The 11,739-nt window shown below is 36.9% G+C and carries 16 protein-coding genes, 16 tRNA genes and 2 rRNA genes; 5 read left to right on the top strand and 29 right to left on the bottom strand.

Annotated features, from left to right (window positions below; genetic code table 11):
- Positions 1-238: 238 nt before the first annotated feature.
- The 7 genes from PY093_RS11140 to PY093_RS11110 all read right to left on the bottom strand — a co-directional run bounded on the left by PY093_RS11140 (position 239) and on the right by PY093_RS11110 (position 3,429).
- On the bottom strand, positions 239-436 hold the full coding sequence (locus tag PY093_RS11140) for a hypothetical protein (RefSeq protein ID WP_275645956.1): 198 nt from the start codon (positions 434-436) through the stop codon (positions 239-241).
- A 300-nt stretch (positions 437-736) separates the two neighbouring features.
- Positions 737-1,117, bottom strand: a complete 381-nt coding sequence (locus PY093_RS11135; protein WP_275645955.1) for an HNH endonuclease — start codon at positions 1,115-1,117, stop codon at positions 737-739.
- The gene (locus PY093_RS11130; protein ID WP_275645954.1) at positions 1,114-1,455 is read right to left on the bottom strand and encodes a hypothetical protein; all 342 of its coding nucleotides are present in this window, start codon (positions 1,453-1,455) and stop codon (positions 1,114-1,116) included. The genes PY093_RS11135 and PY093_RS11130 overlap by 4 nt, the downstream gene beginning before the upstream one ends.
- Positions 1,448-2,224, bottom strand: coding sequence for an NUMOD4 domain-containing protein (locus PY093_RS11125; protein WP_275645953.1), 777 nt, complete (start codon positions 2,222-2,224; stop codon positions 1,448-1,450). Before PY093_RS11125 ends, PY093_RS11130 begins: the two co-directional genes overlap by 8 nt.
- 23 nt (positions 2,225-2,247) lie before the next feature.
- A complete protein-coding gene (locus PY093_RS11120; protein ID WP_275645952.1) occupies positions 2,248-2,781 on the bottom strand; it encodes a helix-turn-helix domain-containing protein in 534 nt (177 codons plus the stop codon).
- A gap of 59 nt (positions 2,782-2,840) precedes the next feature.
- Positions 2,841-3,236 carry a hypothetical protein gene (locus PY093_RS11115; protein WP_275645951.1) on the bottom strand — a complete coding sequence of 132 codons (396 nt, stop codon included), beginning with the start codon at positions 3,234-3,236 and terminating at the stop codon, positions 2,841-2,843.
- A 40-nt stretch (positions 3,237-3,276) separates the two neighbouring features.
- Positions 3,277-3,429 carry a hypothetical protein gene (locus tag PY093_RS11110; RefSeq protein ID WP_275645950.1) on the bottom strand — a complete coding sequence of 51 codons (153 nt, stop codon included), beginning with the start codon at positions 3,427-3,429 and terminating at the stop codon, positions 3,277-3,279.
- 526 nt (positions 3,430-3,955) lie between these two features.
- On the opposite strand from PY093_RS11110, the gene PY093_RS11105 reads away from it, so the two are divergent.
- The 4 genes from PY093_RS11105 to PY093_RS11090 are packed head-to-tail and all read left to right on the top strand — an operon-like array spanning position 3,956 to position 4,967.
- A complete protein-coding gene (locus PY093_RS11105) occupies positions 3,956-4,195 on the top strand; it encodes a hypothetical protein (RefSeq protein WP_275645949.1) in 240 nt (79 codons plus the stop codon).
- A 1-nt stretch (position 4,196) separates the two neighbouring features.
- Complete coding sequence (locus PY093_RS11100; protein WP_275645948.1) at positions 4,197-4,445, top strand: helix-turn-helix domain-containing protein; 249 nt, start codon at positions 4,197-4,199, stop codon at positions 4,443-4,445.
- Entirely contained in the window at positions 4,445-4,663 is a 219-nt protein-coding gene (locus tag PY093_RS11095) for a hypothetical protein (RefSeq protein WP_275645947.1), read from the top strand. The genes PY093_RS11100 and PY093_RS11095 overlap by 1 nt, the downstream gene beginning before the upstream one ends.
- 31 nt (positions 4,664-4,694) lie before the next feature.
- On the top strand, positions 4,695-4,967 hold the full coding sequence (locus PY093_RS11090; protein ID WP_275645946.1) for a hypothetical protein: 273 nt from the start codon (positions 4,695-4,697) through the stop codon (positions 4,965-4,967).
- 104 nt (positions 4,968-5,071) lie between these two features.
- Here PY093_RS11090 and PY093_RS11085 read toward each other — a convergent pair whose 3' ends face one another.
- On the bottom strand, positions 5,072-5,410 hold the full coding sequence (locus PY093_RS11085) for a hypothetical protein (RefSeq protein WP_275645945.1): 339 nt from the start codon (positions 5,408-5,410) through the stop codon (positions 5,072-5,074).
- A 154-nt stretch (positions 5,411-5,564) separates the two neighbouring features.
- Here PY093_RS11085 and PY093_RS11080 point away from each other — a divergent pair, with 154 nt between their 5' ends.
- Entirely contained in the window at positions 5,565-5,936 is a 372-nt protein-coding gene (locus tag PY093_RS11080; protein WP_275645944.1) for a hypothetical protein, read from the top strand.
- Positions 5,937-6,005: 69 nt separating this feature from the next.
- Here the strand turns inward: PY093_RS11080 and PY093_RS11075 are convergent, their stop codons facing one another.
- The 21 genes from PY093_RS11075 to PY093_RS10975 all read right to left on the bottom strand — a co-directional run.
- Positions 6,006-6,557 carry a DUF6241 domain-containing protein gene (locus tag PY093_RS11075; RefSeq protein WP_275645943.1) on the bottom strand — a complete coding sequence of 184 codons (552 nt, stop codon included), beginning with the start codon at positions 6,555-6,557 and terminating at the stop codon, positions 6,006-6,008.
- A 203-nt stretch (positions 6,558-6,760) separates the two neighbouring features.
- A complete protein-coding gene (locus PY093_RS11070) occupies positions 6,761-7,801 on the bottom strand; it encodes a hypothetical protein (protein WP_275645942.1) in 1,041 nt (346 codons plus the stop codon).
- Between the two features lie 168 nt (positions 7,802-7,969).
- The gene (locus tag PY093_RS11065) at positions 7,970-8,899 is read right to left on the bottom strand and encodes a tyrosine-type recombinase/integrase (protein ID WP_275645941.1); all 930 of its coding nucleotides are present in this window, start codon (positions 8,897-8,899) and stop codon (positions 7,970-7,972) included.
- Positions 8,900-9,015: 116 nt separating this feature from the next.
- Positions 9,016-9,097: transfer RNA gene (locus PY093_RS11060), tRNA-Leu, on the bottom strand.
- Between the two features lie 41 nt (positions 9,098-9,138).
- A tRNA-Leu gene (locus PY093_RS11055) sits at positions 9,139-9,224 on the bottom strand.
- 27 nt (positions 9,225-9,251) lie between these two features.
- A tRNA-Cys gene (locus tag PY093_RS11050) sits at positions 9,252-9,325 on the bottom strand.
- A 2-nt stretch (positions 9,326-9,327) separates the two neighbouring features.
- Positions 9,328-9,402 (bottom strand) — tRNA-Gly (locus tag PY093_RS11045).
- 3 nt (positions 9,403-9,405) lie between these two features.
- A tRNA-Gln gene (locus PY093_RS11040) sits at positions 9,406-9,480 on the bottom strand.
- Between the two features lie 26 nt (positions 9,481-9,506).
- Positions 9,507-9,582: transfer RNA gene (locus PY093_RS11035), tRNA-His, on the bottom strand.
- A 15-nt stretch (positions 9,583-9,597) separates the two neighbouring features.
- Positions 9,598-9,671, bottom strand: a tRNA-Trp gene (locus PY093_RS11030).
- A 10-nt stretch (positions 9,672-9,681) separates the two neighbouring features.
- Positions 9,682-9,766: transfer RNA gene (locus PY093_RS11025), tRNA-Tyr, on the bottom strand.
- A 16-nt stretch (positions 9,767-9,782) separates the two neighbouring features.
- Positions 9,783-9,858 (bottom strand) — tRNA-Thr (locus PY093_RS11020).
- A gap of 247 nt (positions 9,859-10,105) precedes the next feature.
- Positions 10,106-10,178: transfer RNA gene (locus PY093_RS11015), tRNA-Phe, on the bottom strand.
- A gap of 159 nt (positions 10,179-10,337) precedes the next feature.
- Positions 10,338-10,413 (bottom strand) — tRNA-Asp (locus tag PY093_RS11010).
- Positions 10,414-10,416: 3 nt separating this feature from the next.
- Positions 10,417-10,493: transfer RNA gene (locus PY093_RS11005), tRNA-Met, on the bottom strand.
- 20 nt (positions 10,494-10,513) lie between these two features.
- Positions 10,514-10,589, bottom strand: a tRNA-Val gene (locus tag PY093_RS11000).
- Positions 10,590-10,660: 71 nt separating this feature from the next.
- Positions 10,661-10,735 (bottom strand) — tRNA-Glu (locus PY093_RS10995).
- Between the two features lie 34 nt (positions 10,736-10,769).
- Positions 10,770-10,861: transfer RNA gene (locus PY093_RS10990), tRNA-Ser, on the bottom strand.
- A gap of 3 nt (positions 10,862-10,864) precedes the next feature.
- A tRNA-Asn gene (locus PY093_RS10985) sits at positions 10,865-10,939 on the bottom strand.
- Between the two features lie 9 nt (positions 10,940-10,948).
- Positions 10,949-11,064, bottom strand: a 5S ribosomal RNA gene (rrf, locus tag PY093_RS10980).
- A 225-nt stretch (positions 11,065-11,289) separates the two neighbouring features.
- A 23S ribosomal RNA gene (locus PY093_RS10975) occupies positions 11,290-11,739 on the bottom strand; the annotation flags it as partial.

Raw genomic sequence — 11,739 nt, 5'->3', positions numbered from 1 at the left:
CGAAAAGAGCAGTAAACAGAAGTGGAAGGTTTTGTTTACCATTAAATATTTGATAAAGCTCAGTGTTGAGTTTTCCCTCAACAAAATTGAAAACACGAGCTATGCCGAACTCGTGTTTTCTATTCATCGGAGAAATGTCTATGAAATCAACTTAAAAAATTCGCATAGCAATTAGCTACACTATAGTAACCGCCGAGAACATGGGGGAACTGACGATTACTATACTGTAGCTAATAAGCTAATTCCAATATTTTTTCACATAAGATAATGACACTGGCTTTTGACTTTCTGATTTGAGCCAAATGTTAATTGCAGTATGTGATTTAGATTGTGATAAACCTTTTTCTTTGCAAAGCTTCACGAAAAGCTTTCGTTCATGTTTGTAATAATCATCGACACCAATTCTATCTATGATTTCTGAGTCATTTAAAGCCATATTATCAACTCCTTATAGTTACGTTTCGTATCTAGCTTCTTAATATATGTGTGCTGCTCGACATAAAGTAAGCTATTTTTTTCAACTTTTTTAAATTTATTTGAATTGATCTTGCTCAAAGCAATATAAATTTGTCCTGCTTATATACACTTCTCAAACAAAAGTAAGCTAGAGCAAAGTCCGCTAAAAAGTCCAATAGGTACCTGTGGTGTGAGTGACTGTCCCCTTGTCTTCGCAATTCCCCTACTGTTTTTTCTTAGCAATGATAGGGGATAGGTCAAATCAAATAAGCCAGCATTATTACAACACTGGCTCATGATTATTAGGAATTTCCCAAGCAAAGTCTAATTCTCCCTTTGTTCCTAATTGACCATTACACCTTTGGCAAACTGTAATCAAGTTACTTTCATCGAACATAAGCTCAGGATATTGCTTTCGTGGTTTGATATGATGAACGGTTAAATCTTCTTGAGTGATGTAATTATATTTGATAATACATCTTAAGCATACAACCTTGTCACGCTTAATAATTCTCATTCGTAACTTCTTCCAACGTTGAGTACGCATAAGCTTATCTGTTTCATCTTCAGTTGCTTTGTTGCGTACTCGTTGCTTCTTACATTTACACGTTTCAGTATCTGGTATGACTTTCCCACAGCTACACAATTTCATTCTGCTCATTTAACCAAAGCCACCTGTTTTCTTAATCGCTTTAGTTTCATACAATCTCTAACATGAGCAATCGCTAGAGTAATAGCATTCATTTGTAGTGCTGTATGATTGTGCCTATTGCGTAGAGCATATTGGTTCCTTACATTGAGCATTGTTTGATACCAAGTATCACGTTGTAATGTAATGTCATCTTCAATCTCCAATAGTATTAACCACAAGCCATCTTGAATTGATTTATCTTCTGAAGCCATCAACGCTGATTTAGTATTGATAGCTTCAATTACTCCTTCTATGTGCTTAAAACCTTTAATGCCAATAGCAGTATCGAGAATGTAATTTTTATTCATAATCATTCACTCCAATTAAATTTTTAAATCGTGATACATTAAGACCGTTGATATCTACAGATAATTTATTTTTGGTTTTTGTGTAAACAGTGGGTATTGGACTTTCAACAATATCAGCTGTTTCTACAACGGTATCCACCAATTGACCATCGACAACATAAGCAAATCTCAACATACGTTCAAAACAATCATTAACAATAGCAGATAAATCTTTTTTGACTTCGCCGTTTTCATCAAACAAATCTTCGTTCGGCTCACCTTTATATAATGAATTGTAATATGATTGCTTCATTACAATTGTGTTTCCAAGGATTTGAACATCTTTGTTATAATAAGTGATTTTGCCATCATAGTTCGACAAAGCTTTTGTCATAGACTCGTATTGTGCGATTATTTCACTGTTTGTATTTAAAACAACAGTTGGAGTAAAACCACTTGTTTTTAAACCTGTTTCTCGGGCGTGTTTGTCCTGTTCCGCTTGTGTAGCCCACTCGAGATTTTCAACATCGTCACCAGCATCTATTCCATGAATATGATTTACTGTTGGCTTATTTTCTGGGTTAGGAATAAACGCTTGTGCTACAAGTCGATAAACGTAATATCTTTTGCCAGTTTCTCTTACAGTTATCATTTTACGACCAGTTTTATTTGAAGTAGGTGTCATTATAAATTCTTCTCCAGATGTCTTGCAAACGTGTTTAATCCTTCCAGCAGTTGATACAAAATAATTTTTAATTTCCGTTTCAGTGAATTGCGACCATTTTTCCATAATTACATTTCTCCTTTGAATTTTTAATTAAAATCTGGCATATCATCATCTGTGCCATTAACAAAGCTATTAACTTCTTTTCTATCACGATTGCTAACACGCCTTGTTTTCCGATTTTTCCTTTGTTCATCAGTAAGTTTCTTGCCGATTTCCCTATCATCAGTTAAAGCTTTTTCATCATTTTGCTTCTCTGGGTAAGCGACAAAATAGGTATTCGATTTTTTTACGCCATTATTACAGGCATATACAAGACTTAACTCTTCAAGTCTCTTGATTGAAGCTTTAATAGTATTTCGTGAAGCTATGTTTGCCTTTTCTCCTAATTGATCTTGAGTCATAAAACAAAAAGCGTCACCAGCTTCATCGACTTGCTTTAGTTTATTTCTCCAAGAAACTTCCTTTAACAAGATTGCATATATCCGAACATCATTTGGTTTTAGTGCTTCATATTTACCTAAACCGAATAATATTTCATCTGGCAATTGTGTAAACGTGCCAATAGGCTTTTCATGTTTATTGCCTATGTAATTCAGTTTTGGTTTTTGTTTTGATTTCATAGCAATTACTCCTTAGTCATATTAATCAACTCCATCTGGCTTGATTTGATAGAGCCCGATTATTCGAGCTCGTCCATCGCTATTTCTTGAATTATTCGTCCTATGTTGAATGTTGCTAAAAACAATACAAGTAATCCAAAAGTAGCTAAATCATCTTCTTTTCCCATATTGAAAAGTAGGACTGCTGGATAATAGAATATTGATGGTATTACCCATATAAACAAGAACTTTTTAAACGGCTTTTCCTTGATAAATTCATAAGGCCAACCAAGGTTTAATAATTTTTCCGATTGTTCATTTGTTAAATTGCTGTTTTCAAAAAGTTCTTCAAGCTTTCGATTATCTTCAAGCGTTACTTTGTTTTCAGATTTACCGAAATATTTTTCTAAAAATTTTGCTTCTTCTTTTGTAGCACCGATTTTCATTGCTTGTTTGATAAATTCAGATTTTTTCATAATTGCATTCTCCTTAGATTTGATTTGATATTTTTGAATATTAATATTCAAGTTTGTTTTCTCTTGCATATTGAACCAGCACCGAAATTTTTACCGCATTAGGTTTGATACCTTTTCTTTTTGCTTCTTCTTCATAAAATTTGTCTACGTCTACTGGCAGTTTAAATACAGATTTTTTTGCTTTGTTTTCCATTGATAAAACTCCTTTTTGATTTAGTTGCGTACAAAATATATGTGCATACCAAAAGGTAAAATAAGTAGATAAATGAAAACTTTTTTATCTTTTTTTCTCCTTTTTTGTTACAACGCTATTATATTGATTTGAAGTAATTTGTAAGGTTTGATTTGATATTTTTATAGATTTCTTAGTTTCTTCATTTATATACAAATAAAAAAATCTCCCAAAGGGAGAAATGATAATGCCCCAGCAAGGGGCAAGGGTGATTTTGCTAAAAATCGCCCATGTTATCTAATATGTTATTTTAATGTTATATAAACTGTGAGCAGTTTTTGCTCATCAGATCCATTTTGTTGAGCAATTTTTAAACATCAGATTTTATCTAATGAGCAATTTTTGCTCATCAAAAATTTTTTTACTCTCAATCTGTTGAGCATTTTTTGCTCACTAGAAAGTAGCTTTATTTATAGTTGAGAAATCAGTTAGTCCTGCTATTATAGTAAAGTAATAGATGAATTTACATATATTGGGAGTGAATGATTTGAACAAAAATTTTGTTAAACAATCAGTATCAGCTTTAATATCACATTACAATGAGGACAGAGCCGTATTTTTAATGTTCTTGGAAGGCTTATGTGATAGTGAAAGTCCGTATTACATATTGAAAGATTTGCAGACTCTAGCTGAAGCGATGAAAGAAAAAGAAGCTATTTATTTAATTGATGAAATCGAAAAGTACGATTATAAAGCAGCGCAAGTGCTTGACGAGTTGGTGAAGTAAAATGGAAATTTACGCAGTTCAAGCTTTAGATTTGAGGAAACTTATAATTGAAGAAAGTTGTACTACATCAGAAGCTTTAGAAATTTTAGGAGTATCAAGAGCTAGATTAAATCAAATGGTTAAAAAGGGTAAGCTTACACCACTTAAGAAATCTGGAGCCATTTCGATATTTTTCAAACAAGATTTGCTTGATAAGAAAGAAGAATTAATTGAATTAAGAGCAAAATATCGTCCTTGGGAGGTTGAATGATGGCTAAGCCAGTTAAAGTCGTTTACAAGAAATCACTGTTCGTGGAGCTTGTGAAAAGAAATCATAACTTTTTATATTCTACAAGAAATCGAGAAAATGAAAAATATCAATGCTATATGTTTGAATTGACTGAGGAACTGGAGCGAGATATTGCTGAATTAAACGGATATAAATTTATTGAAAAAAATTACTCTAGTAGCTTTGGAATTTGTAATTGAGAGAGTACAATAATAATAGGAGGTGTTATTAATGGCTGAAACTGTTTGGACGAGCAATCGAAAAGAAGCTTATGAGTTTGCTAAATTATTAACTGTTGTAGATGGTATTGAAGATGTTTTTGTATCAGTTACTTCTGAAGCTTTTCAATTTCAAGTATTCTTTGACTACAATAACAAAGTTCATGAGCATTCTTTATTCGTTGAGCTATATCAACTTTTAAAAGAGTACGAATTAAATGGCATCAATCTTCATGGGGAAAAATGGGCGAGAGCTAAAGACGAAGTTGAAAAAGAAAGTTTATAAAAATGACACCAGTTCATTCGAGCTGGTGTTTTTGTTTTCGTTATGATCTTTCCTATTCAAATAATAAAAACCATAGCCAGTGATTGACTATGGTCGTTTAGCGTTTATAGATGTAAAGGTCCGAAATTCGGCTTACTTTCTTCCGTTTTAGAAATCCAGTCTGCTAATTGGTCAAAATACCCTTGAACTTCCTCAACACTTCTGTTTTGTGAAGCGTCCCAAATATCCGATAAGAAATATCCAATATCATGAGGGTATGAAATCGACTCAGAAGTAAAAGCTTTTTCAATGCCAGGACTTCCATGTTTGTCGCTTTCAAGACCTCTCAATTTATTTGTTGTGATTGCCCAGCCATTTTCTGTTTTTGTTAGGTTGTAATTGTCCCTATGCCCCCAACGTTGGCTGTAAACTCTTAACTTAAATTCTACTCCGATATTTTGCATTTCTTCAGCTCCCTATTGCCAATATATTACTATTATACTAATCGCTAACGATTAGGACAAATTTAAAAATATTTTATTGGCTGCCTTACACATTTTCCAATCACAATACAATGACATTGTAACAACAAACAAATTAATTGGAGGATTTATTATTATGACAGATTTACAAAAAGTTTTAGATAACGTTGCAAAAGCATTTACTATTATGGAAAAGCCAGAAAATCAGATTTTAACGGACAAAGACGTTTATTATAAAGATGATGTTGCTTTTCCTAAGAATATAGATATACCAAAAGAAGCTAGATATGTAAAAGTAGCTTCTGGAGTATCAGAAGAATTTAAAAATGAAATCAAAAAGCATTATCCTTATCACGATATGATGTATATGGGATTTGGCTTTGAAAATTATATGGGTGTTACAAGATATTTTAAAAACGACCCAGAAGAAGAAGCTGAAAAATGGGAAAAAGAAATGTTAGCAAAATACTCAGATGATGATTGTGAAGATGAAATGCCAGTTTTTTGATATAAAATAAAAAATTTACTAGGGTGTATATTTAATATACACCCTTATATTTATAACTAAAATTGAATATTAATTTTCAAAATTACGCTTTACATATTCAGCTTCTTCCTTTTCCGATAACACTCCAGTTGCTTTCCCTACTGTGCCACCTTGTAAATTCCAGATATCGTTGTGGTCTTCATCAGCTTGTGAAAAATCCCCAGCTTGCCACCGTTCCAAGATATTTAAATATAATTGTGGGTCTTCATATCTTCCTTGGTTATGTTTAACCACTTCAATCAGCCTTGCAATTCGTTCATCGGTAATTTGTAGGCTGCCCCATTTCTTGCCGTCCTCGGCTTTTATTTTCTGATGGCTCATTTTATGGATGGCATCTTGCACTGCATATTCGGATATAACGGAAGGAAACTCTTTTTCGAGGTCATTGCTAATGACCTTGGACTCTTTTTCTTTTTCTGCATAATACTTCGCCCTTTTCTCAGCACGCTCTTTTCTAAACTCAGCAAGTTTCGCTTCCTCTTCATCATACGGAAATATGCCATTCCAAAATTCGTAACCAATGACTCCTACCATAACGATACAAAGCAAACCTAAAATTGTATATTTAATTTTCTTCCCCATTGTATACTCCCCATTTCGTCACCAAAACGCACTGAATGTGTCAGCTTTGATAGTAAATTGATATTGTAATAGTTTCGTATAGTACGCCCAACTAAATGCAAAGCTGGGCGTTTATTCAAGGTCGTTTCAAACGACCCTAAAATTCAAGGCAATATCTAATGACCTTAATGATTTTGCGAACGTATTGAGTTGATCCACACGATTTACTCTTCAAGCCAATTATAGAAAGGAACTGTTCGCTCTTCTGTGCCATGCAACATACGATGTAACATTTCCTTTTCTCGTTGAGCTTTTTGTTCCTGTTGCTGTTTCTTCGCCTTTTCAAGGGAATACTCCAATTGGTCGCCATTCGCACTGTGACGATTAAGCAAAACGCCTTTAACGATATAAAAAGCTTTGTCTGCAATATGTTTTTTACCACGCTCAATCTCTAAATGTTTTTTACGGATTTCAGAAGCTGATATGTATTTCATTCCAGCCATAGCCATGTAACAAATAATTCTGTCTTTAAATTCATCTGACAAAACTAAATCATTAAATGTTTCAATCATTTGTGGAGCGATAAATTTTTTCGCCTCGATTATTTCATCATTTGAAAAATCGGATTGAAATTTTAATTTACCTTTAGGTTGGCTTTCTGCATTTCCTTCTTCTTCAAAATATGTATTTGAATGTTTGTTTTTAGTTTTTTTATTTTTCTTTGTTTCTTTTTTAACTTCTTTATTTATTACCTGTTGATTTTCAACTGTTGATGGTGAATTGTTGACCGTCAATTGTTGAGAACCAACAATTGAAGAACTCACAATTTCAGAAGGGTCTTGCGTTTCGTCAGACCCTTTGGGCTGTCGATTTTCACCAATTGAAACTAAATGTTGAAAGCTTTGCGATATTGCGAGTATTTTAAACCCTGCACCCTTTACCTCCCAAATCATTGCTAACACCTCAGTATCGTCAAAAGCTACGTCACTGACGTTGTAGTAATAAAAGGTCTTTTTCCCTTCACGATATTTGATTGTCACCCAATATTTTTTAGCTTCAAGCTCCTTGATTGCATTGGTTATCGGACCTCGACCAAACTTGCTATAAAGTTGCATTTTACTTATTACCCAGCTTTCTGGTAATGACATTAAATGTGATATTAAACCGATTGACCTAATATCTTCGAGCTGTTGTAGAGCAGTGTTGTGGATTTGTGCATAATCCGAGGTCTTACGTCTTTTTACAATTCCATTCAATTCCGTCATTTGTAAATGTCTCCTTTGGACTTCATCAAGCAATCATGCTAAAATGAAGTTGCTATTTTGTGAACGTTCCCTTGGGTCTGCAAACTGTGGGGAGCGTTCTTTATTTTGTAAACTAAATGATACTAACATAAATCAGCGTGGCTCTAAACTACCTATTTGCATTTGTTATCAAAACAAATTCTTTAATGGTGTGTACTTCTTATGGCTTTCTGCAATGTCTGTAGCAAATAAATTTACATATCGTTTTGTGATTTCCATTGATGTATGACCAAGTGTCGATTGTAAATGAAATGCTGACCCACCATTTTGTATAAACAACCTAGCATGAGTGTGTCTTAGGGTATGACAGGAAACACGAACTCCGTCAATTTCTGATAGTTTTGCGTAATGTTCAATTCGATTTTGTATGCTCCTAGGTTTCAAAGCTCCTCCATCTTGATTGATAAATAGCGCTTCAGTATCTGCCCTTCCTCGTATCTTCATATAAATATCAAGTTGTTCTTTCATCTTTTTGCTTATCGGTAGCAATCGTTCAAAATATGTTTTGGTTTGTCGTATCAATATTGAGCTTTCTTTTACATCTGATATTTCAATACCAGCTAATTCATTGAGCCGAATACCAGTATCAACGAATAACATTAAGATTGTGTAATCTCTTAAGCCGACAAAAGTTTTTGTATCACATAGCGAAAATAATAATTGTAGTTGGTCTTGTGAAAGTGAATTAACTGCTTGTTTACGCTCTTTCAAAAGCTTTATGTTAGCCATTGGATTTCTTTTGATGTGTTTATTCTTATGAAGGAAGTTGTAGAAACTCCGTAAAGCTCGCAATCTTGAATTGATAGACGTTACTTTTAAACCCGAGTGCTGCATATTTAAAATTAGGTTTTTAATATCGTTTTCTGTCATGGTTACCAAATTCATTTTGATTGCTTGAAACTGCTCACGATAGTATTTCAAAGTATGGGGTCGTAAATTTCTAAGCTTACAATCATCGAAAAATAATTTATAAGCTTCTTCGTTTGTGGTTACATATGAGGACTTTGTTGCTATTTTGATTTCGTCTTCGGATAATAAAGTTCTTCTTTTTTTAGCCATTGCACACTACCCCCGCACATTATTAGTGGTAAATCTGTAGTGTGTGATAAAAATAAAAAAAGCTCTGCACATATAGTGCAAAGCTTGATTTATCAGCGTTTTTAGCTGTAATATGATACCGGTGGTCGGGGTCGAACCGACACTCCAGAAGGAACACGATTTTGAGTCGTGCGCGTCTGCCAATTCCGCCACACCGGCAAAATATGGTAATATTTACTGTGTATTTCTAGTTGAAAATATGCCGAGGACCGGAATCGAACCGGTACGGTAGTCACCTACCGCAGGATTTTAAGTCCTGTGCGTCTGCCAGTTCCGCCACCCCGGCATGTTAATAAGGTGGTCTTTAATTTTTTGGAGGCGACACCCGGATTTGAACCGGGGATAAAGGTTTTGCAGACCTCTGCCTTACCACTTGGCTATGCCGCCACTGGAGCGGAAGACGGGATTCGAACCCGCGACCCCCACCTTGGCAAGGTGGTGTTCTACCACTGAACTACTTCCGCAAATGGCTGGGCTAGCTGGATTCGAACCAACGCATGACGGAGTCAAAGTCCGTTGCCTTACCGCTTGGCTATAGCCCAATATCCAATTCAATAATTAAAAATTATGGGGCGACTGATGGGAATCGAACCCACGAATGCCTGAACCACAATCAGGTGCGTTAACCACTTCGCCACAACCGCCATAAGCAAAAAAATTGGCAGGGGCAGTAGGAATCGAACCCACACTGGAGGTTTTGGAGACCTCAGTTCTACCTTTAAACTATGCCCCTATTAAAATAATGGTGGAGGGGGACGGATTCGAACCGCCGAACCCGGAGGGAGCGGATTTACAGTCCGCCGCGTTTAGCCACTTCGCTACCCCTCCACATTATAAGGAAAGATGGTGCCGGCGAAAGGAGTCGAACCCTCGACCTACTGATTACAAGTCAGTTGCTCTACCAACTGAGCTACACCGGCAAACTAAGAAAGTATAATTACTAATTCTAATAGTTGGTACTTGTAGTCCTAATCTCAAAAAGCTATTCAAGATGTGGCTCGATTAGTACAAAAAGTTTGTGGAAATACACTCTGATGTGTCCACATCTCAGGAAGCTAAATCAAGTAGCAGCTCGATGTGTACAATTCGTAGCATATTCATTGATGTAACGCTCATTGCTCTACAAACTGAGCTACACCGGCAAATATATTCTTGAATTTAAAAAGGTGGCTCAGGACGGAATCGAACCGCCGACACAAGGATTTTCAGTCCTTTGCTCTACCAACTGAGCTACTGAGCCATTTAATATTTAATTTCCTATTACTTAACTCTAAGATTAATTAGTATACTTCGTAGACACCTCAAATATCAAATTCAAGAAATAACTCATTGAGTACACTGATTATTATTAATAGATACTTAATCGGGCATGCTCTACCAATTGATCTACTAAATAAAATGGCGGTCCCGACCGGGATCGAACCGGCGATCTCCTGCGTGACAGGCAGGCATGTTAACCGCTACACCACGGGACCATTTGGTTGCGGGGACAGGATTTGAACCTGCGACCTTCGGGTTATGAGCCCGACGAGCTACCAGACTGCTCCACCCCGCGATAATATTATTAGTATAAAATGGTGGAGGATGACGGGATCGAACCGCCGACCCCCTGCTTGTAAGGCAGGTGCTCTCCCAGCTGAGCTAATCCTCCGAGTAGCACAGAATGCGAAAATGCTTGTGTTGCGACAGGAAGTCGCGCATTAAGTATGCCTTCCGTTTAAATGGTGACCCATACGGGATTCGAACCCGTGTTACCGCCGTGAAAGGGCGGTGTCTTAACCGCTTGACCAATGGGCCTTTTTGATACTATTCTAATCTATTATATTTAAAGTGGCGGAGAGCAAGGGATTCGAACCCTTGAGACAGTGGTAACCGCCTACACGATTTCCAATCGTGCTCCTTCGACCACTCGGACAGCTCTCCAAATGGCTCCACAGGCAGGACTCGAACCTGCGACCGATCGGTTAACAGCCGATAGCTCTACCACTGAGCTACTGTGGAATGTTACAAGCCTGGCGACGTCCTACTCTCACAGGGGGAAACCCCCAACTACCATCGGCGCAAAAGAGCTTAACTTCCGTGTTCGGCATGGGAACGGGTGTGACCTCTTTGCCATAGTCACCAGACTTTTTTTGAAGACAACTACTATTATAATATATTTTCTAGTTTTTTCAAGAGAATTATTCGTTCTCTCAAAACTAGATAACGTTAGACATTCAACTAAGATAGTGTCCAGCTACAGCTCCTAACCTCTAGACCACATCACCTCCTCCTTCAGAAGAAAGATCTCGCTTCTTCGTCGGAGCCTCCAGTGTTTGTCGAGGTTGTACAGTCGCTTTCGCCTTTCATGTTTGGTTAAGTCCTCGAACGATTAGTATCAGTCAGCTCCACACGTCACCGCGCTTCCACCTCTGACCTATCAACCTGATCATCTTTCAGGGTTCTTACTAGCTTGTGCTATGGGAAATCTCATCTTGAGGGGGGCTTCATGCTTAGATGCTTTCAGCACTTATCCCTTCCACACATAGCTACCCAGCGATGCCCTTGGCAGAACAACTGGTACACCAGCGGTGTGTCCATCCCGGTCCTCTCGTACTAAGGACAGCTCCTCTCAAATTTCCTACGCCCACGACGGATAGGGACCGAACTGTCTCACGACGTTCTGAACCCAGCTCGCGTACCGCTTTAATGGGCGAACAGCCCAACCCTTGGGACCGACTACAGCCCCAGGATGCGATGAGCCGACATCGAGGTGCCAAACCTCCCCGTCGATGTGGACTCTTGGGGGAGATAAGCCTGTT

Source organism: Cytobacillus sp. S13-E01, assembly GCF_029193815.1.
Lineage (GTDB): Bacteria > Bacillota > Bacilli > Bacillales > Bacillaceae_L > Bacillus_BV.
The sequence above is the reverse complement of the archived record's forward strand: the minus strand, read 5'-3'. Positions and strand labels throughout refer to the sequence as shown.

Excerpts from the sequence above, each read along its gene's own strand:
- PY093_RS11085 (WP_275645945.1), bottom strand. The coding sequence starts at position 5,410 with ATGCAAAATATCGGAGTAGAATTTAAGTTAAGAGTTTACAGCCAACGT.
- PY093_RS11110 (WP_275645950.1), bottom strand. The coding sequence starts at position 3,429 with ATGGAAAACAAAGCAAAAAAATCTGTATTTAAACTGCCAGTAGACGTA.
- PY093_RS11135 (WP_275645955.1), bottom strand. The coding sequence starts at position 1,117 with ATGAGCAGAATGAAATTGTGTAGCTGTGGGAAAGTCATACCAGATACT.
- PY093_RS11065 (WP_275645941.1), bottom strand. The coding sequence starts at position 8,899 with ATGGCTAAAAAAAGAAGAACTTTATTATCCGAAGACGAAATCAAAATA.
- PY093_RS11140 (WP_275645956.1), bottom strand. The coding sequence starts at position 436 with ATGGCTTTAAATGACTCAGAAATCATAGATAGAATTGGTGTCGATGAT.
- PY093_RS11070 (WP_275645942.1), bottom strand. The coding sequence starts at position 7,801 with ATGACGGAATTGAATGGAATTGTAAAAAGACGTAAGACCTCGGATTAT.
- PY093_RS11125 (WP_275645953.1), bottom strand. The coding sequence starts at position 2,224 with ATGGAAAAATGGTCGCAATTCACTGAAACGGAAATTAAAAATTATTTT.
- PY093_RS11120 (WP_275645952.1), bottom strand. The coding sequence starts at position 2,781 with ATGAAATCAAAACAAAAACCAAAACTGAATTACATAGGCAATAAACAT.
- PY093_RS11075 (WP_275645943.1), bottom strand. The coding sequence starts at position 6,557 with ATGGGGAAGAAAATTAAATATACAATTTTAGGTTTGCTTTGTATCGTT.
- PY093_RS11095 (WP_275645947.1), top strand. The coding sequence starts at position 4,445 with ATGGCTAAGCCAGTTAAAGTCGTTTACAAGAAATCACTGTTCGTGGAG.
- PY093_RS11130 (WP_275645954.1), bottom strand. The coding sequence starts at position 1,455 with ATGAATAAAAATTACATTCTCGATACTGCTATTGGCATTAAAGGTTTT.
- PY093_RS11090 (WP_275645946.1), top strand. The coding sequence starts at position 4,695 with ATGGCTGAAACTGTTTGGACGAGCAATCGAAAAGAAGCTTATGAGTTT.
- PY093_RS11100 (WP_275645948.1), top strand. The coding sequence starts at position 4,197 with ATGGAAATTTACGCAGTTCAAGCTTTAGATTTGAGGAAACTTATAATT.
- PY093_RS11080 (WP_275645944.1), top strand. The coding sequence starts at position 5,565 with ATGACAGATTTACAAAAAGTTTTAGATAACGTTGCAAAAGCATTTACT.
- PY093_RS11115 (WP_275645951.1), bottom strand. The coding sequence starts at position 3,236 with ATGAAAAAATCTGAATTTATCAAACAAGCAATGAAAATCGGTGCTACA.